Consider the following 17,772-nt stretch of genomic DNA (forward strand, 5'->3'; position numbering starts at 1 on the left):
AGACAAGTTGTGAAGTCCCGGAAGCCATCGCTTTCAAGATCCGGCTTCCGGGACTTGCTGTTTCGAGCTAACGCGATGATGCGTGCTGCTGAAGAGATGTGAAAGGAACAGATGCTCGCTTTCACACTGCGCCGAGCCATCCAGGCCATCGGCGTCATGATCGCCGTCGGAATCATCTCATTTTCGATGTTCCGATTCGCCGGCGATCCCGTGAACCAGATGGTCGGGATGGACACGTCGGGCGCGGAGCGCGCCGCGATCCGCAAATCGCTCGGCCTCGACGATCCCGTGATCGTCCAGTTCGGCCGCTATGTCGGCAACGCCGCGCAGTTCAAATTCGGCGTGTCCTACCAGTTCCGCCTGCCGGTCGCCAACCTGCTGATGGAGCGGATGCCCGCGACGCTGGAGCTGGCCGTCGTTGCCACCATCTTCGCCATGGTCAGCGGCATCCTGATGGGTGTCTATTCCGCGCTTCGCCGTGACAGCTGGCTCACGCATGTCTTCCAGGCCGTCTCGCTGATCGGCATCTCGCTGCCGACCTTCCTGATCGGCGTCCTCATGATCTACCTGTTCTCGGTCACGCTCGGCTGGCTGCCCTCCTTCGGCCGCGGCGATGTCGTGCATATCGGCTGGTGGACGACGGGCCTGCTGACGCTGTCCGGCTTGAAAGCGCTGATCATGCCTTCGATCACGCTTGGCCTGTTCCAAATGACGCTGATTATGCGCCTCGTCCGCACGGAGATGCTGGAAGTGATGCGCACCGACTACATCCGCTTCGCCCGCGCCCGCGGGCTCACCACGCGGGCGATCCATTTTGGCCATGCGCTGCGCAACACGCTGGTTCCCGTCATCACCGTCGCGGGCCTGCAATTCGGCTCGGTCATTGCCTTTGCGATCATCACCGAGACCGTGTTCCAGTGGCCGGGCATGGGGCTGCTGTTCGTGCAGGCCGTCCAGAATGTCGATATCCCGATCATGGCGGCCTATTTGATGATGGTCTCCCTGATCTTCGTCACCATCAATCTCGTGGTTGATATCCTCTACACCATCGTCGATCCGCGGCTGCGCTCGACGGTCAGCCGGGCGCATTGATATGAGCGAGGCCGTCGTTCCGCACACTGCCGAGAAGCGCGCCGCCGCACCTGGCTGGTTCAGGCGCGCGCTCGACAGCGATTTGTTCTATTCGTTCCGCCGCTCGAGGATCGCCATGATCGCGGCCGCGGTGACGCTGCTGTTCTTCCTGCTCGCCATCTTTGCTCCCGTGCTGTCGGTGCAAAATCCGTTCGACCCGGCACAGCTCCAGCTGATGAATTCGCGCATTTCGCCGCTGTGGACCGCCGACGGCCAGAGCCCGTTCCTGCTCGGCACCGACGAACAGGGCCGCGATGTGCTATCCGCGATCCTCTACGGCATGCGCATCTCGCTCCTTGTCGGCGTGCTCGGCGTGGTATTCTCGGGTGGACTCGGCATCCTGCTCGGGCTCACCGCCGGCTATTTCGGCGGCGCCGTCGACGGGCTGATCATGCGCATCGCCGACGTGCAGCTGTCGTTCCCGGCGATCCTGATCGCGCTGCTGATCAACGGCATCGCCAAATCGGTCTTTGGCAACAAGCTCGACGAGATGAGCATGTTGGCGGTCCTGGTCTTCGCGATCGGCCTGAGCTTCTGGGTGCAATATGCCCGCACGGTGCGTGGCTCGGTCCTGGTCGAGAAGAACAAGGACTATGTCGCAGCCGCGCAATTGATTGGCCTGCCTGCCCCCGTGATCATGCTACGCCACGTACTGCCGAATACCACGGGGCCGGTCCTCGTGATCGCCACCATCAACCTCGCGCTCGCCATCATCACCGAGGCGACGCTGTCGTTCCTCGGCTCGGGCATGCCCGAGACCATGCCGTCGCTCGGCACGCTGATCCGCATCGGCAACGGCTATCTGTTCGCAGGCGAATGGTGGATCGTCGCATTCCCCGGGCTTGCACTTGCAGCACTGATCCTGTCGATCAACCTGCTCGGCGACTGGCTGCGCGACGCGCTCAACCCGAAACTCCGATGAGTGTGCGTCACCCATGACAGAACCCGTCCTCTCCGTGCGCAATCTTCAGGTGGAGTTCGCCTCCCGCCGCGGCACGCTGCGCGCCATCGACGGCGTGTCCTTCGACATCGCCAAGGGCGAGGTGCTAGGCGTGGTCGGCGAATCCGGTGCCGGCAAGTCCGTGACCGGATTGTCCGTGATCGGCCTGATCGATCCGCCCGGCCGCATCTCCGGCGGCGAGATCCGCCTGTCGGGCCTACGCATCGACAATCTGCAGCCGGAAGAGATGCGCCGTGTCCGCGGAAAACGCATCGGCATGATCTTCCAGGATCCCCTCACCTCGCTCAATCCGCTGTACAAGATCGGCGACCAGATCGTTGAGACGATCCGGACCCACCTCAATCTGTCCGCACAAGCGGCGCGGCGACGCGCCATCGACCTGCTCGCAGAAGTCGGCATTCCCGCGCCGGAAAAACGCATCGATGGTTATCCGCACGAATTCTCCGGGGGCATGCGTCAGCGTGTGGTGATTGCACTGGCGATCTGCGCGGAGCCCGAGCTGATCATCGCGGACGAACCAACCACCGCGCTCGACGTCTCCGTGCAGGCGCAGATCATCTCCCTGATCAAGCGGCTTGGCCGCGACCACGGCACCGCCGTGATGCTGGTGACTCACGACATGGGCGTCATCGCCGAGGCTTCCGACCGCGTCGCGGTGATGTATGCCGGCCGCGTCGCCGAGATCGGTCCGGTGCAGGATGTCGTCAGGAATCCGCTGCACCCCTACGCCAAGGGATTGATGGGGGCGATCCCAACGCTGGCCGGCGAGGAAAAGCGCCTGGTGCAGATCCCCGGCTCGATGCCGCGGCTGTCGGCCATCCCGCGCGGCTGCTCGTTCAATCCGCGTTGCGCGTCCGCCTTCGATCGCTGCCGCGTGGACCGGCCGGAGCCGCTGCCGCGTGGCACGCAATCCGTCGCCTGCCATCTCTATGACAGCGTGCCGGCGGAGAGCGCGGCATGAGCACGCCTTTCGTCCAGGCTACAAATCTGCGCCGCGTCTTCGACGTCTCGAAGCCGTGGCTCAACCGTGTGCTCGAGGGCGGGCACCTCGAATATCTCAAGGCCGTCGACGGCGTCACCTTCGACATCAGGAAGGGCGAGACTTTTGCGCTGGTCGGCGAGTCCGGTTCGGGCAAGACCACGGTGGCGCGCATGGTCGTCGGCCTGTTGCCGCCGAGTTCCGGCGATGTCCTGATCGACGGCGTCTCGATGACCGATCCGCGGCAGGCCCAGACGCGGCGAAAGCTGCGCCGCCGCATCCAGATGATTTTTCAGGATCCCTATGCGAGCCTGAACCCGCGTTTCCGTGTCGATGCCATCATCTCCGAGCCGATCCGCGCCTTCGACCTGATCCAGGGCGAGCGTGACATCCAGGCCCGGGTCGGCGAGTTGCTCAGCCTCGTCGGCCTGCATCCCGACGACCGCCTGAAATTTCCCCATGAATTCTCCGGTGGCCAGCGCCAGCGCATCGCGATCGCGCGGGTGCTTGCTTCCGAAGCCGAATTCATCGTCTGCGACGAGCCGACTTCGGCGCTGGATGTGTCCGTGCAGGCGCAGATCCTGAACCTGATGCGCGATCTCCAGGACAAGTTCGGCTTGACCTACATGTTCATCAGCCACAACCTCGCCGTGGTCCGCCACATGGCGAGCCGCGTCGGCGTGATGTATCTCGGCCGCATCGTCGAGATCGCGGAAGGGCGCGAGCTGTTCACGCGTCCACGCATGCCCTACACCAAAATGCTGCTGGGCGCCGTGCCCGATCTCGCCATGAGCGGCCGCCAGCGCATCCCGGTCAAGGGCGAGATCCCGAACCCGATCAACCCGCCCCCTGGCTGCGCCTTCAATCCACGCTGCCCGCTGGCATTCGATCTCTGCCGCAAGGAAGCACCGAGCCTGATCGACGGCGTCGCCTGCCACGCGGTGAACACCGCACCGGTCCCAGCGTGACGCGCGCGTGCCATGCGGCCTGCGCATTGGCGGCACGGCATTGCCTGTGATCAATTGCGCGCGCCGAAAATAAGGTAGCTCTATGGCCAGCATCGTCAATCCCGATCCCTTCACGACGCGCCCCGAGATCGAGGGCACGTTCGGGGTCGTCGCCACCACGCACTGGATCGCTACCGCGGTCGGCATGGCCACCCTCGAAAAGGGCGGCAATGCCTTCGATGCCGGCGTCGCGACCGCCTTCACGCTTCAGGTGGTCGAGCCGCATCTGAACGGCCCAGGCGGCGACGTGCCGATCATCGTTCACGACGTGAAGCGCGGCCGAACCGAGGTGATCTGCGGCCAGGGCCCGGCGCCGGCGCGCGCCACCATCGCGCATTACAAGAGCGAAGGCCTCGACATGGTGCCCGGCACAGGCCTGCTCGCGGCCTGCGTTCCCGGCACCTTCGAATCCTGGATGATGCTGCTGCGCGACTACGGCACGCTGCGGCTGCGCGACGTGCTGGAGCCCGCGATCTCCTATGCGCGCGACGGCCATCCGCTGGTCGAGCGGGCCTGCGCCACGATTCAGATCGTGGAGCAATTGTTCCGCAAGCACTGGCCGACCTCGGCCGCCGTCTATCTGCCAAACGGCGAGGTGCCGAAGCCCGGCACGCTGTTCACCAACAAGACGCTGGCCGCGACTTACGCCCGCATTCTCAGCGAAGCCGAGAGCGGCGGCGGTGGCCGCGATGCCGAGATCGAGCGCGCGCGAAAGTCCTGGTCGCAAGGTTTTGTCGCGGAAGCCATCGACAAATTCTGCCGGACCCAGGAAGTGATGGATGTCAGCGGCTCGCCGCATCGCGGCGTGCTCTCGGCCGACGACATGGCGCGCTGGCAGCCGACCGTCGAGGCGCCGCTCACCTACGATTATGGCCGCTACACCGTCTGCAAGGCCGGCGTCTGGAGCCAGGGACCGGTGACGCTGCAACAGCTCGCGCTGTTGAAGGGATTTGCGCTCGACGGTCTCGACCCGACTGGTCCGGAATTCATCCATCTCCAGATCGAATGCGCAAAGCTCGCCTTCGCCGACCGCGAAAAATTCTATGGCGATCCCAAGTTCAGCGAGATCCCGATCGGAACGCTGCTGTCGGACGCCTATAACGACGAACGCCGCAAGCTCGTCACCGACAAGGCCTCGCTCGATCTCCGCCCCGGCACGATCGAGGGCTTTGGCGGCGTGGTCAAGCTGCGCCACGCCGAAGGCCAACGCGAGGCCGTCGGCGCGCTCGGCGCCGGCGAACCAACCGTGGGGCGCTTCGGCGAGGTGCGCGGCGACACCGTGCATTTCGACATTATCGACAAAGCCGGCAACATGGTGTCCTCGACGCCCTCAGGAGGCTGGCTGCAATCCTCGCCTGTCATTCCCGAACTGGGTTTCTGCCTCGGCAGCCGCGCACAAATGTTCGATTTGGAGGAGAACCAACCCAGTTCGCTCGCGCCGGGCAAGCGGCCGCGCACGACTCTGTCGCCGACCATGGCGCTACGCGACGGCGAGCCGTACCTCGCCTGGGGCTCGCCCGGTGGCGACCAGCAGGATCAGTGGATCACGCAATTCTTCCTGCGCCACGTCCATTGCAATCTCAATCTCCAGGAAGCCATCGACGCGCCCGCCTGGCATTCCGAACATTTCCCGATCTCGTTCTGGCCGCGCACCGCGCGCCCCGGCGTGCTCGTGGTCGAGAACCGCGTGCCGAAGGCGACGATCGAGAACCTTCGCGAGCGCGGACATATCGTCGAGGTCGGCTCCGACTGGTCGGAAGGCCGCCTCACCGCGGCCTCGCGCGTCGGGGTGCGCCGCCGCGCCGCCGCCAATCCGCGCGGCATGCAGGGCTACGCCGCAGGGCGCTGAAGGCAACACATGACCTGGTCGATCATCGCGCGTGACCCTGCCACCGGCCAGTTCGGCATCGCGGTTGCGACGCGATTTTTCGCCGTCGGCGCGCGTGTGCCCTATGTCGCGGCCGGCCTCGGCGCCATCGCGACGCAGGCCTTCGTCAATCCCTATTACGGCATCGACGGCGTCAAGCTGCTGCGTGAGGGCCTCAACGCGCACGATGTTCTCGCCGCCCTGCTCGCGACAGACGATGGCCGCGAGAGCCGGCAGATCCACATCATGGATGCGAGCGGCGAGATTGCCGCGCATACCGGCCGCGACTGCGTCGACTGGTGCGGGCACATCGCGGGCAGCGGTTTTTCGATTGCCGGCAATATGCTCGCCGGCGCCGACGTGCTCGACGAGACCGCAAAAACCTGGATCGCCAATGACAGCCTGCCCTTCCCGCGCCGCCTGCTCGCTGCGATGCGCGCGGGCGAAGCAGCCGGCGGCGACAAGCGCGGCAAGCAATCCGCCGCGCTGCTGATCCACGGTGAGGAGGAATGGCCGGCGCTGGACATTCGCGCCGACGATCATCCTGATCCGCTCGGCGAGCTCGAACGGCTCGAACGTGTCAGCCAGGAACTCTGGGTGCACTTCCGCCGCGCGATGCCGACACGGCAGAACCCGGCCGGCAATACCGATCGCAGCATCATCGACGCCAGCATCGCCGCAGCGCGCGCAAGACAGTCATGAGCGCGAGCCCTCTCATCGAGATCAAGGATCTCCGCATCCGTTTTCATGGCGACGACGGCCGCGTCACCCATGCGGTCGACAGCGTCGATCTCAGCGTCGCCAATGGCGCCACGCTCGGTCTCGTCGGCGAATCCGGCTGCGGCAAGAGCGTGACCTCGCTGGCAATCATGGGCCTCTTGCCAAAGCAAAGCGCAGAGATATCAGGCGCGATCCGCTTCGACGGTTTTGACCTGCTGAAGACTCCTGACCAGACGCTGCGCGATCTCCGCGGCAACCGGCTCGCGATGATTTTCCAGGAGCCGATGACCTCGCTCAATCCGAGTTTTACCATCGGCGACCAGATCATCGAGACGATCTTGCGCCACCGCGGCGGCTCGCGGAAGAGCGCGCGCCAGCGGACGATCGATCTCCTGCGCCGCGTCCACATCCCCTCGCCCGAACGACGCATCGACGAATATCCGCACAAGCTCTCCGGCGGCATGCGCCAGCGCGTGATGATCGCGATGGCGCTGGCCTGCGACCCGCGGCTGCTGATCGCGGACGAACCGACCACCGCGCTCGACGTGACCTTGCAGGCCCAGATCCTGGAGCTGATGCGCGAATTGAAGGCGGCTAGCGGCGCCGCGATCATCCTGATCACTCATGATCTCGGCGTGGTCGCCGAGGTCTGCGACGAGGTCGCGGTGATGTATGCCGGCGAGATCGTCGAGCGCGCGCCGGTGGACGAATTGTTCGCCATGCCGCAGCATCCCTACACGGTCGGCCTGCTCGGCTCGATCCCGCGGCTCGACCACCGTGCCGAACAGCTTGCAACGATCGAAGGCATGGTGCCAAACATGGCGCAGCCGCCCGCCGGCTGCCGCTTCGCCGCGCGCTGCCCGTTCGTGCTCGAGGCCTGCACCAGGGCGCCGCCGCCGCTGGTCGAACTCAGCCCCGGCCATCTCTCGCGCTGTATCCGCGCGCCGCTCGAACTGTTGGTGTCGTGATGGCGCTGCTCCCCTCTCTCGTGTGGCGACAATCTGGGTCCCGGTTCAGCGTCGCAACACTTCGTGCTGCGCCGCGCCCGGGACACGAGACCGGGTTTCGTAGGGAGCGCGAACGATGACGGCACTCCTCGAGGTCGAAGGCCTGGTCAAGCATTTCGTCGCGGAGCGCTCGCTGTTCGGTCGTGCGCTCGCGCATGTCAAAGCGGTTGATGGCGTCAGCTTCTCGCTCGAAGCCGGCAAGACGCTGGCGCTGGTCGGCGAATCCGGTTGCGGCAAATCGACCGTCAGCCGTCTGGTTTTACGGCTGATCGAACCAGATGCAGGTGCAATCCGCTTCGAGGGCCGCGATCTCCTCTCGCTTGGCGCCGACGCGCTCCGAAAATTCCGCCGCGAGGCGCAGATCATCTTTCAGGACCCCTACGCCTCGCTCAATCCGCGCATGACGGTCGGCCAGATCCTGACCGAGCCGCTGGCGCTGCACAGCCTCGTGCCATCAGCGCAGCGGCGCGAGCGTGTCGCGGAAATCCTGCGGCTGGTCGGGCTGGAGCCGCGGCTCGAGCGGCGCTATCCGCACGAATTTTCCGGCGGCCAGCGCCAGCGCATCGCCATCGCCCGCGCGCTCGCGGTCGAGCCAAAACTGATCATCTGCGACGAGCCGGTCTCGGCGCTGGACGTCTCGATCCGCTCGCAGATCCTCAATCTGCTGCGCGACCTCCAGGACCGGCTTGGGCTCGCCTACATTTTCGTCTCGCACGACCTCGCCGTGGTCAAGCACATCGCCGACCATGTCGCGGTGATGAACCTCGGCCAGATCGTCGAGACGGCAGAGGCGGACGCGCTGTTTGCCGCGCCCCGCCACCCCTATAGCCGGGCGCTGCTCTCCGCGATCCCGGTGCCTAAACCGCGGGCAAAGCGCAGCCGGATTGTGCTGCAAGGTGATATCCCCAGCGCGCTCAATCCGCCGCCGGGGTGCCGCTTCCACACCCGTTGCCCCTATGTCATCGACCGCTGCCGCAGCGAAATGCCACAGCTCGTCCCGGATGGCACCGGACATGCAACGGCCTGCCACCGAACGTCGGAACTGCCGTCCTCCGCGGCGATCGTCCCGTCCGACGGCGGCTTTTCGCCGGTCCTGGAAAAATTGGTCGCCGCCTTCAGCGGCGGCCCGGAAGCAGCGCGCGGCGGCGGGGTTAGTTCATTGGGGACGGACCCGGCCTAGCCCGCGAAACAGAGGTTGAGAACGATGAGCTTTGTGCGTTTGACAATCCTGGCGTCGGCCTTGCTGACGTCGCTCGCGGGCGCGGCCCAGGCCCAGACCACGCTTCGCATCGGCATCGCCGAAGACCCCGACATCCTCGATCCCAGCATCGGCCGCACCTATGTCGGCCGCATCGTCTTCTCCGCCTTCTGCGACAAGCTGTTCGACATCGACGAAAAGCTCAACATCGTGCCGCAGCTCGCGCTGTCTCACGAGACCTCGGCCGACGGCAAGGAGATGACGATCAAGCTCCGGCCGGGCGTCAAATTCCACGACGGCGAGCCGCTCGACGCGGAAGCCGCGAAATTCTCGATCGAGCGTCACATGACGCTGCCGACCTCGTTCCGGAAGTCGGAGCTCGCCAGCGTCGATCACGTCGAGGTCGTCGATCCCCTGACCATCAAGCTGGTGCTCAAGACGCCCTACTCGCCGTTGATCGCCCAGCTCACCGATCGCTCCGGCATGATGGTGTCGCCGAAGGCGGCGAAGGAAGCCGGCGACAAGTTCGGCCTGCATCCGGTCTGCGCGGGCCCCTACAAATTCGTCGAGCGCGTCCAGCAGGACCGCATGGTGTTCGAGAAGTTCGCCGACTACTGGAACAAGGACAACATCCACATCGATCGTGTCGTGTTCTTGCCGATCGTCGACGCCACCGTGCGCCTCGCCAACCTGAAATCCGGCGGGCTCGATTTGATCGAGCGCGTGCTCGCCACCGACATCAAGGACGTGCGCGCCGATCCCAAGCTCGTGCTGTCGACCGCGCCCGAGCTCGGCTACCAGGGCCTGACCATCAACATCGGCAACGACAAGGCCAAAGGGCCTTTGAGCCAGTCCGCCAAGGTGCGTCAAGCGCTGGACTTCTCCATCGATCGCGAGGCGATCAACCAGGTCGTGTTCAACGGCGAGTTCACCCCCGGCAATCAATGGGTCAGCCCGACGCATCCCTACTATCAGAAATCCTTTCCCATCCATGGCCGCGACGTCGCCAAGGCCAAGGCGCTGTTGAAGGAGGCGGGCGTGAGCCTGCCCGTGACCGTCGACTACATGGTCCCCAAGGGCACGGAGTATGAGGCCGTCGCCCAAGTCATCCAGTCCATGGCCGCGGAAGCGGGTTTCGACATCAAGATTCGCGTCGTCGAATTCGCAACAACCTTCAAGCAGGCCCAGGCCGGCGAATTCCAGATCTTCCAAATCAACTGGAGCGGCCGCATCGATCCAGACGGAAACTCCTACATCTTCATGCGCAGCAAGGCGCCGCAGAACGACGGTGTGTACGCGAACCCCGAGGCCGACAAGCTGATGGAAGATGGGCGCATGACGTCCAATGTCGAGGAGCGCAAGGCGATCTACGAAAAACTGACCAAGGTCCTGCTCGCCGATCTGCCGATCATTTATATCTATCACCGTACGCTGCTGATCGCGCATACCACGAAGCTCGAGGGCTATAGGCAGATGCCCGACGGGCTGGTCCGCGTGGTCGGACTGAAGTTCAAGTGATCGCGGGCGTGCCCGGGACAGGTGCGGGTCCATGCTGAACTTCCTCGCCCGCCGCATCGTGCAGATCGTGCCGACGCTGTTTTTCGTGTCGGTAATGATCTTCTCGCTCCAGCATTTGCTGCCGGGTGATCCGGCGCTGGTGATGGCCGGCGAGGAACGCGATCCGGCCGTGATCGAGCAGATCCGTCAACAATATCATCTCGACCGGCCGGTTCCAGTGCAGTACGCCTATTGGCTCAAGGGCGTATTGAGCGGCGATTTCGGGGAGTCCTTGCGCAATAAGATGCCGGTGCGCGAGTTGATCGCGCAAAAGCTGCCGGTGACGCTCCAGCTCGGGTCGATGGCGATCCTGTTCGCCTTCCTGATCGGTATCCCCGCCGGCATCATCTCCGCGGTGAAGAAGGGCACGGCCTGGGACTATGCCGCCAATTTGTTCGCGCTATGGGGCATCTCGACGCCGAATTTCTGGCTGGGGATCTTGATGATCTTCCTGTTCTCGATCGAGCTGGGCTGGCTGCCGGCCTCGGGCTATGTGCCGCTCACCGAGAACTGGCGCGCGAGCCTGGCTGCCACCATCATGCCGGCTTTCGTGCTCGGCAATGCGATTTCCGCGATCCTGATGCGGCACACCCGCAGCGCCATGCTCCAGGTGCTGGAGAGTGACTATGTCCGCACCGCGCGCGCGAAAGGCCTCTCGGAACGTTCGGTGATTCTCAAGCATGCCATGCGCAATGCTCTGACGCCCATCATCACGCTCGGCGCGATCGAGCTCGGCACGTTGCTGTCGGGCGCCGTGCTGACCGAACAGATCTTCTCCATCCCCGGTTTCGGCAAGCTGATCGTGGACGCAGTGTTCAACCGTGACTATGCCGTCGTGCAGGGCGTGGTGCTGGTGACCGCGACGGTCTACATCACGCTCAACCTGGTTGCCGACGTCGCCTATATCCTCGTCAATCCGCGGCTGCGGGGCTAGCGCCATGACCGACGCCGCGCTCCCCGCCAGTCCCGTCGCCCAGTCTTACGAATTGGACAGCCCCGCGCGCCGCGCCCGACGGCGCTTGTTCAAGCGCAAGGCGGCGGTGTTCGGGCTTGTCGTGCTCACAATGTTCATCGGCTTTGCACTACTGGCCCCGCTCGTCGTTCCCTATGATCCCATTGCGACGAGCTGGAGCCTGGTGCGCAAGCCGCCCACGGCGGCCCATTGGTTCGGCACCGACGAGCTCGGCCGCGACATCCTGAGCCGTGTCGTCTACGGCGCGCGGGCGTCTCTGCTCGCAGGCCTGATCTCGGTTACGATTGCGCTCGGCATCGGCGTGCCGCTCGGCCTGCTCGCCGGCTATCGCGGCGGCTTCGTCGACGCACTGATCAGCCGCATCACCGATGCGATGCTGGCCTGCCCGTTCCTGATCCTCGCGATCGCGCTTGCCGCGTTCCTCGGTCCGAGTCTCGGCAACGCCATGATCGCGATCGGGATCTCGGCAACACCTATCTTCATCCGCCTCACCCGCGGCCAAGTACTGAGCGTCAAGGCCGAGGATTATGTCGAGGCCGCGCGCGCGCTCGGCAATCCGCCGTGGCGGATCGCGTTCTCGCATATCCTGCCGAACATCCTGCCGGCGCTGCTGGTACAGGCGACGCTGTCGATCGCCGCCGCCATCATCGCCGAAGCCGCGCTGTCGTTCCTCGGCCTCGGCCAGCAGCCGCCGGCGCCATCCTGGGGCAGCATGCTCAATGCGGCGCAACGCTTCCTGACCCAGGCGCCGTGGATGGCGATCTGGCCGGGACTGGCAATCTTCCTCGTGGTGCTGTCGCTGAACCTGCTCGGCGACGGCCTGCGCGACGCGCTCGACCCGCGCCAGCGCTAGATCACCGTCTCCCGCATCACGCGGCGGCAATCCATCTCGTATTCGAGATCGACCACCGGGGGCCGCGCAAAATGCCAGGTCAGGCCGGAGCGCAGCGCGCCGCGGCGGACCAGCTCGTCGACCAGCGCGTGGTGGAAGTCGTGTACGGAATAGGCCTGCACGCCGGTCGTGTCCTTCCAGCCGAAGCCGAAGGTCGTCATCCGGATCTCCATCTGCGATGTCGTGGTGAAGCGCACCTTCTCGCGCAGTCCTTCCAGACTGAGGTCGCGGTAGCGCACCGTGCGCTCGACATAGGTCCCGCCGCCCTCGCGCGCCTCGGCGCCGCCGGCGATGACAAAGCTCGGGCTCTTCGAGGTCGTCGGTCGCGTGAAGGAGAATGCATAAAACGACGGCTCGGATGGCGGATCGATCTCGGGACAGACATTGCTGCGCGCCACCGGATTTGTGGTGCCGTCGAAGATACCCCATTCGGACAGCGTCTTCACATAATGCAGATTGAACGCGCGAAAGCCGTCTTCGCTGAAGGCCGCCGGCGAGCGCAGCTCGCAGGCGCAGAACGCCGTCAGCGGACGCCCTGCCTCCTGGATGTACTTTGCCACCAGTGCAAATCCCTCGGCCAGCGGCACCAGACGGTCGAAGCGGACGCGCTCGATCTCGTAGCCGTCGTCCGCAGCAGCACCCGCCGAATACTGGAACACGGACGGAATGAAACGATAATTGCCAGCGGAAAAGTCACGAATCATCTCGAACTCCTATTCCAATTGCATGCGGATGCCCTTGGCGCCGTTGAGCAGGCGCTTCAGGTGAAAGCCGGCCAGGGAATCGTCGGCGTGCATGCCGACCAGCGCAGCAAAGGCCGGCATGGCGGCGACATCGCCGGCCTCCATCTTGGCGTAAGCCTCGGAATAAAGCGCCATCCCCGGCGCTTCGAATTTTTCCTGCCGCAACGGCTCAAAGGCGGATAGCGGCTCGCTGCGGCCGCGCAGCATCAGCTCGCCCACGGGACGGCCTTGAAAATTCTCGGCCGCCATGGCGATGCTGGCGCTGACGCAGATGCGCGTCCCCAGCTGCTTGTTGGCAGCTTCCAGCCGCGCCGCGATGTTGATGGAGTCCCCATACGCGGTGTAATCAAAGAAGCGATTTCCGCCGAAATTGCCGACCAGCGCCGGCCCTGCGTGAATGCCGATGCGCGTGGCGCCGAAACTCACACCCTTGGCCTTCTGGCGCGCGCAAAAATCCTGCGCCCAGGCATCTAGATCGTGGGCGCAGGCGACGGCGCGCGTCGCATAATCGGGCTGGTCGCCGGGCGCATTGAACAGCACCTGGAGCGCGTCGCCGATGATCTTTGCGACCGTCCCTTCATGCGCGAAGACCACCTCAGTCATTCCGCCGACATATTCGCTGAGGAGCGCGCCCAGCGTCTCCGGCGGCGCAGTCTCGACCAGCGAGGTGAAGCCGGTGATGTCGGTGAAGATAGTCGCGACGTCGCGCCACTGCACCTCGATCCCCTCACCGTCTCCGCTCGCCGCCAGGCGCTTGGCGAGTTCGGGCGAGAAATGGCGCGACAGCGCGGCATGGGCGCGCTCAGCCTCCAGTTGCCGGCGACGCACCTCGCGCAGCATCTCGATATGGCGGATGGTCTTCTGGATCGTGGCTTCCAGATCGGTGAAGTCGATCGGCTTGGTCAGGAAGTCGAACGCACCACGGTTCATGGCGGTACGGATGTTGCTCATGTCGCCATAGGCCGAGACGATGATGGTCGACTTCTTGTCCTCGGCCTCCTGGAGCTTTTCCAGCAGCGACAGCCCGTCCATCCGCGGCATGTTGATGTCGGAGACCACAAGATCGACAAGCGGATTCTGCTCGATCGACTCCAGCGCCTCGACGCCGTCGCGCGCGAATATGAAGTTGACCAGCCCGTCGCGGATCTGCCTGCGGAACTTTTGCAGGATCAGCGCCTCCAGATCAGGCTCGTCGTCGACGAAGAGGATGGTCGGGGTCATGCCGCCTGCTCGAGCCTGATGTCGATCTCCTGGCGCAATTGCGCAAAGTCGATTGGCTTGGTGAGGAGCCCCGTGGCGCCACCTTCGATCGCCTTCCTGCGCGTCTCGACGTCGCCATAGGCCGTGATCATGATGACTGGAACATGCGGATGGTCGGCACGCACCTTGGGCAGCATGTCGAGCCCGCTCATGCCGGGCATGTTGATGTCCGACAGGATCAGGATCAGCGAGGGATCACGCACCTCGGCCGCGCGCCTCAGCGCATCGGGCGCCGAGAGCGCAAATTCCATGTGGAAGCGACCGGCACGCAGATCGCGCCGGAACTGCTGCCGGAACAGCGCCTCGACGTCGGGCTCGTCATCGACGACCAGGATGTAAACGTTCAAGTCCTGCCTCCGGTATTCCCCGCTGCCATGGTCCGCGGCAGCGTGATGATGAACTCGGTGTAGACGCCGGGCTCGGTATTCACGTCGATCGTACCGCCGTGCTGCTTCACGACGATGTCGTGGCTCATGGACAGACCGAGCCCGGTGCCCTCGCCCGCCGGCTTGGTGGTGAAGAAGGGATTGAACATCTTCTCCTTCACCTCCTGCGGAATGCCGGTGCCGTTGTCGCGGATCCGGATCTCCACCCTGCCGCCCAAGTTTTTCGTCGCGGCGCTCAGCGTCGGCTCGAAACCGTCCGCGGCGCCTTCCTTGCGCTTGGTCGCCGCGTAGAAGCCGTTCGAGATCAGATTGAGGAACACGCGAGTCATCTCCTGCGGATAGACGTCGGCCATGCCGGCGGCCGGATCGAGGTCGCGCTCGAGCATGACATTGAATGCCGGCCTTTCGGCGCGCGCGCCGTGATAGGCCAGATTGAGACTCTCTTCGACGATCGCGTTGATGTCGGCGGCCCGGTGCTCGCCGGAGCCCTCGCGCGAGTGCAGTAGCATGTTCCTGACGATGGAATCGGCGCGCTTGCCGTGCTGCACCACCTTCTCGAGATTCCCCCGCAGCATGCCCGTCAGCTCGTCCACCTCTTCCTTCGTCTTGCCGTCGAGCGATGCGGTTTGCAGGACCTCGCGGAGCTCGTCGATCAGCTCGGTCGAGACCGAGGAGAAATTATTGACGAAATTGAGCGGGTTCTTGATCTCGTGGGCGATCCCCGCCGTGAGCTGGCCGAGGGAAGCAAGCTTCTCGGTCTGGACCAGACGGTCCTGCGCCGCGCGAAGGTCGTTCAGGGATTGCCGCAGTTCCGCGGTTCGCTGCTCGACCTTGTTCTCGAGGTCGGCATAGGATTCCTGCAAGCGCGCGCCCATGTCGTTAAACTGGTCGGCGAGCCCCTCGAGCTCGTCACCGGTTTTAATCGAGATCCGCTGCGCGAAATCGCCGCTGCCGATCCGCTCGGCGCCACTCCGTAACGCCTGGATCGGACCGACCATGCGGCGCGCCAGAAAAATCCCGGCAAGGACCGCGAAGATCGATGCCGCGAGCAGCACGATCGCAAGCCGCTGCAACGAAGCATAGAGCGCCGCATAGGCCTCCTCGACCGGCAGCTCGACGAACATCGTCCAATGCATCGGCGCGATCGGGGCCGATGCGGTCAGCACCTTCTGCCCCTGGATGTTGCGCGCTTCAGGAAGCACGTCGGAGATGGTGCCGCCTCCGGCCTGCGCGGCGCGCACCTGTGGGAGGCCAGACATGTCGGTGTTGCGCAGCACCAGGCTGATATCGGGATGCGCGATCAGGCGACCCTCCGGGCCGACCACATAGGCATGACCGTGTTCGCCGACCTTGATCTGGGACACGACGTCCCAGATCAGCTTGAGATTGACTTCCGCGATGCTGACGCCGGCATCCTTGCGCGCGCCGGCCAGCGCCAGCGTCATGTAGGGTTCAGACTCCCTGCGAAAGTAGACCGGCCCGTAATAGACCTTGTGCGAAACGGCTTCAGTGAACTTCGGGTCGCCCGACAGGTCGATCCCGCTGTCGATCGCGTCCATGGCCAGCCGCGAGACCCGCAGGCGCTCCTTGCCGGTCGAATCGACCTGGGCGAGTTCGGTGATCGCCGGCACCTGGCGCAGCAGCCGCAGCGCGTCGAACCGGCGCTGTTCAATCGAGCCCGCCGACCAGGGCAGTTGCGTGGTCCAGCCGAGCTGGCTCTCGATCTCCTTGACGAACTGGCCGATCTTGGCCGCCGCCGCTTCGGCCTGCTCGTGCTGGACCCGGATCAGCGCGGCCTTGTGCTCGCGATAATAGAAGAAGACCTCGAACAGGCCATTGGCCAGCAGCGCAATGGCCACGACGGCCACGAACAGCGCGACATATTTGGTGAACAGCCGCGTCCTGATCCCCCGGCCCGCCGCTTCGCCGGACGAGGCCCCATCGCGGGCCGCGCTCGGCAAATTCCTGGCTTGCTGGGTGTCGGGATTGAGGGACAGGCTCATCCCGGGAACCTAGCAAGAAGCCCGGACCTTGTCTCTTGCCGCAGCATACAGGCTACTCGATCACCTCGTCCGCCAGCGCGAGCAATGTGGGCGGAATTTCAAGTCCGGTCGCCTTCGCCGTCTTGAGATTGAGCACCAGGGGATAGCGGGTCGGCAGCTCGAACGGGAGATCGCCGGGGTTCGCCCCATTGAAAATGCGAGCGACCAGCGCGGCCGCCCGCTCGAAGGATTCCGAGGAGTCCGCTCCGTAGGACATCAAGCCCCCGTCGCGCGCGAACTCGTCGAATTCGTAGATCGCCGGCAACTTTCGGGCGGCCGCGAACTCGAACACCCGCTCGCGGTTGAGGATAGTCAGCGCGTCCGCCACCATCAGGATGCCGTGAGGCAAATCGTCATTCATCGCCGAAAAGGCTTCGTTGAAATCATCGGGTTCGCGGACGCCCAGTGCCTGCACGGTCAGTCCAAGCGCCTGGGCAGCCTTTGCCGACGCTTGGTAGCGCGTGGTCATGCCGAGGTCGTCCTTGTTCCAGAGCATTGCGACCTTGGTCAGCTTTGGCGACATCTCCTTGAGCAGCGACAGCCGCTTGGCGCTGAGGGTCGCTGCGACGTCCGAAATCCCGGTGATCTTGCCGCCCGGATGCGCCAGGCTCTCGATCAGCCCGGTTTCGACGGGATCGCCGATACCGCTGGCCGCCACGGTGGGAATGCCGGCCGCCCTGGCGGCCATGGCCGTCGGATAGCCGATGATCACGATAGCATCGACGTTCTTGGCCTTCAACTCCGCGATCAGCGCGGGGAGCATCGCGACATCGCCAAGCGCGCCTCTCGCTTCAAAGGTCAGGTTCTGGCCAAGCTTGAAACCATGCTCACCGAGCACCTTTGTCAGGATTTTTCCGCCCCGGCTCTCCACCGTAACCGGCGCGATCGGCGTCACCGTACCAAGGCGATAGATGCGGCCTTGCGCACCAGCCGGCGCCATGTTCGACCCCGCCAGCGCAGCCCCGCCCAGGACCGCCAGAAATTCGCGCCTCTTCATCGGAATACCTGCCTTGAGCGCGCACCCGGGGCGCTCCAGCCGTCATATTACG

16 protein-coding genes are annotated in these 17,772 nt (G+C 64.7%); 11 read left to right on the plus strand and 5 right to left on the minus strand.

Annotation, left to right across the window (positions count from 1 at the left end; all coding sequences use genetic code 11):
- Nucleotides 1–111 precede the first annotated feature (111 nt).
- The 11 genes from BMW89_RS08345 to BMW89_RS08395 all read left to right on the plus strand — a co-directional run bounded on the left by BMW89_RS08345 (nt 112) and on the right by BMW89_RS08395 (nt 12,253).
- The gene (locus BMW89_RS08345) at nt 112–1,092 is read left to right on the plus strand and encodes an ABC transporter permease (RefSeq protein ID WP_092024428.1); all 981 of its coding nucleotides are present in this window, start codon (nt 112–114) and stop codon (nt 1,090–1,092) included.
- Nucleotide 1,093: 1 nt separating this feature from the next.
- Nucleotides 1,094–2,053, plus strand: coding sequence for an ABC transporter permease (locus tag BMW89_RS08350; protein WP_092024430.1), 960 nt, complete (start codon nt 1,094–1,096; stop codon nt 2,051–2,053).
- Nucleotides 2,054–2,066: 13 nt separating this feature from the next.
- A complete protein-coding gene (locus BMW89_RS08355; RefSeq protein ID WP_092024432.1) occupies nt 2,067–3,053 on the plus strand; it encodes an ABC transporter ATP-binding protein in 987 nt (328 codons plus the stop codon).
- The gene (locus BMW89_RS08360) at nt 3,050–4,039 is read left to right on the plus strand and encodes an ABC transporter ATP-binding protein (RefSeq protein ID WP_092024434.1); all 990 of its coding nucleotides are present in this window, start codon (nt 3,050–3,052) and stop codon (nt 4,037–4,039) included. The genes BMW89_RS08355 and BMW89_RS08360 overlap by 4 nt, the downstream gene beginning before the upstream one ends.
- Nucleotides 4,040–4,121: 82 nt before the next feature.
- Nucleotides 4,122–5,927, plus strand: a complete 1,806-nt coding sequence (locus BMW89_RS08365) for a gamma-glutamyltransferase family protein (RefSeq protein ID WP_092024436.1) — start codon at nt 4,122–4,124, stop codon at nt 5,925–5,927.
- Nucleotides 5,928–5,936: 9 nt separating this feature from the next.
- Nucleotides 5,937–6,647 (plus strand): DUF1028 domain-containing protein, encoded by a 711-nt coding sequence (locus BMW89_RS08370; protein WP_092024439.1) that lies wholly within the window; start codon nt 5,937–5,939, stop codon nt 6,645–6,647.
- Complete coding sequence (locus BMW89_RS08375; protein WP_092024441.1) at nt 6,644–7,633, plus strand: ABC transporter ATP-binding protein; 990 nt, start codon at nt 6,644–6,646, stop codon at nt 7,631–7,633. Before BMW89_RS08370 ends, BMW89_RS08375 begins: the two co-directional genes overlap by 4 nt.
- 115 nt (nt 7,634–7,748) lie before the next feature.
- Nucleotides 7,749–8,852 carry an ABC transporter ATP-binding protein gene (locus tag BMW89_RS08380; protein ID WP_092024443.1) on the plus strand — a complete coding sequence of 368 codons (1,104 nt, stop codon included), beginning with the start codon at nt 7,749–7,751 and terminating at the stop codon, nt 8,850–8,852.
- A 24-nt stretch (nt 8,853–8,876) separates the two neighbouring features.
- The gene (locus tag BMW89_RS08385; protein WP_092024445.1) at nt 8,877–10,388 is read left to right on the plus strand and encodes an ABC transporter substrate-binding protein; all 1,512 of its coding nucleotides are present in this window, start codon (nt 8,877–8,879) and stop codon (nt 10,386–10,388) included.
- 31 nt (nt 10,389–10,419) lie between these two features.
- Complete coding sequence (locus BMW89_RS08390; RefSeq protein WP_092024446.1) at nt 10,420–11,361, plus strand: ABC transporter permease; 942 nt, start codon at nt 10,420–10,422, stop codon at nt 11,359–11,361.
- Between the two features lie 4 nt (nt 11,362–11,365).
- Entirely contained in the window at nt 11,366–12,253 is an 888-nt protein-coding gene (locus BMW89_RS08395) for an ABC transporter permease (protein ID WP_092024448.1), read from the plus strand.
- On the opposite strand, the gene cnbZ is transcribed toward BMW89_RS08395, so the two are convergent.
- Genes cnbZ through BMW89_RS08420 form a run of 5 tightly spaced genes read right to left on the minus strand, consistent with a single transcriptional unit; the run spans nt 12,250 to nt 17,720 of the window.
- Nucleotides 12,250–12,996, minus strand: a complete 747-nt coding sequence (gene cnbZ, locus BMW89_RS08400) for a 2-amino-5-chloromuconate deaminase CnbZ (protein WP_092024449.1) — start codon at nt 12,994–12,996, stop codon at nt 12,250–12,252. The genes BMW89_RS08395 and cnbZ overlap by 4 nt on opposite strands.
- 9 nt (nt 12,997–13,005) lie before the next feature.
- On the minus strand, nt 13,006–14,256 hold the full coding sequence (locus tag BMW89_RS08405; RefSeq protein WP_092024451.1) for an adenylate/guanylate cyclase domain-containing protein: 1,251 nt from the start codon (nt 14,254–14,256) through the stop codon (nt 13,006–13,008).
- The gene (locus BMW89_RS08410) at nt 14,253–14,642 is read right to left on the minus strand and encodes a response regulator (RefSeq protein WP_092024453.1); all 390 of its coding nucleotides are present in this window, start codon (nt 14,640–14,642) and stop codon (nt 14,253–14,255) included. The genes BMW89_RS08405 and BMW89_RS08410 overlap by 4 nt, the downstream gene beginning before the upstream one ends.
- Nucleotides 14,639–16,684 carry a sensor histidine kinase gene (locus BMW89_RS08415; protein ID WP_092024454.1) on the minus strand — a complete coding sequence of 682 codons (2,046 nt, stop codon included), beginning with the start codon at nt 16,682–16,684 and terminating at the stop codon, nt 14,639–14,641. The genes BMW89_RS08410 and BMW89_RS08415 overlap by 4 nt, the downstream gene beginning before the upstream one ends.
- A 52-nt stretch (nt 16,685–16,736) precedes the next feature.
- Nucleotides 16,737–17,720: an ABC transporter substrate-binding protein gene (locus BMW89_RS08420; RefSeq protein ID WP_092024456.1), complete on the minus strand. Its 984-nt coding sequence runs from the start codon at nt 17,718–17,720 to the stop codon at nt 16,737–16,739.
- Nucleotides 17,721–17,772: the final 52 nt, after the last annotated feature.

The organism is Bradyrhizobium sp. OK095 (assembly GCF_900109945.1).
In the GTDB taxonomy this organism is placed as follows: Bacteria; Pseudomonadota; Alphaproteobacteria; order Rhizobiales; family Xanthobacteraceae; genus Bradyrhizobium.

Coding starts and splice junctions, on each gene's coding strand:
- BMW89_RS08345 (WP_092024428.1), top strand. CDS start 112: ATGCTCGCTTTCACACTGCGCCGAGCCATCCAGGCCATCGGCGTCATG.
- BMW89_RS08350 (WP_092024430.1), top strand. CDS start 1,094: ATGAGCGAGGCCGTCGTTCCGCACACTGCCGAGAAGCGCGCCGCCGCA.
- BMW89_RS08355 (WP_092024432.1), top strand. CDS start 2,067: ATGACAGAACCCGTCCTCTCCGTGCGCAATCTTCAGGTGGAGTTCGCC.
- BMW89_RS08360 (WP_092024434.1), top strand. CDS start 3,050: ATGAGCACGCCTTTCGTCCAGGCTACAAATCTGCGCCGCGTCTTCGAC.
- BMW89_RS08365 (WP_092024436.1), top strand. CDS start 4,122: ATGGCCAGCATCGTCAATCCCGATCCCTTCACGACGCGCCCCGAGATC.
- BMW89_RS08370 (WP_092024439.1), top strand. CDS start 5,937: ATGACCTGGTCGATCATCGCGCGTGACCCTGCCACCGGCCAGTTCGGC.
- BMW89_RS08375 (WP_092024441.1), top strand. CDS start 6,644: ATGAGCGCGAGCCCTCTCATCGAGATCAAGGATCTCCGCATCCGTTTT.
- BMW89_RS08380 (WP_092024443.1), top strand. CDS start 7,749: ATGACGGCACTCCTCGAGGTCGAAGGCCTGGTCAAGCATTTCGTCGCG.
- BMW89_RS08385 (WP_092024445.1), top strand. CDS start 8,877: ATGAGCTTTGTGCGTTTGACAATCCTGGCGTCGGCCTTGCTGACGTCG.
- BMW89_RS08390 (WP_092024446.1), top strand. CDS start 10,420: ATGCTGAACTTCCTCGCCCGCCGCATCGTGCAGATCGTGCCGACGCTG.
- BMW89_RS08395 (WP_092024448.1), top strand. CDS start 11,366: ATGACCGACGCCGCGCTCCCCGCCAGTCCCGTCGCCCAGTCTTACGAA.
- cnbZ (WP_092024449.1), bottom strand. CDS start 12,996: ATGATTCGTGACTTTTCCGCTGGCAATTATCGTTTCATTCCGTCCGTG.
- BMW89_RS08405 (WP_092024451.1), bottom strand. CDS start 14,256: ATGACCCCGACCATCCTCTTCGTCGACGACGAGCCTGATCTGGAGGCG.
- BMW89_RS08415 (WP_092024454.1), bottom strand. CDS start 16,684: ATGAGCCTGTCCCTCAATCCCGACACCCAGCAAGCCAGGAATTTGCCG.
- BMW89_RS08420 (WP_092024456.1), bottom strand. CDS start 17,720: ATGAAGAGGCGCGAATTTCTGGCGGTCCTGGGCGGGGCTGCGCTGGCG.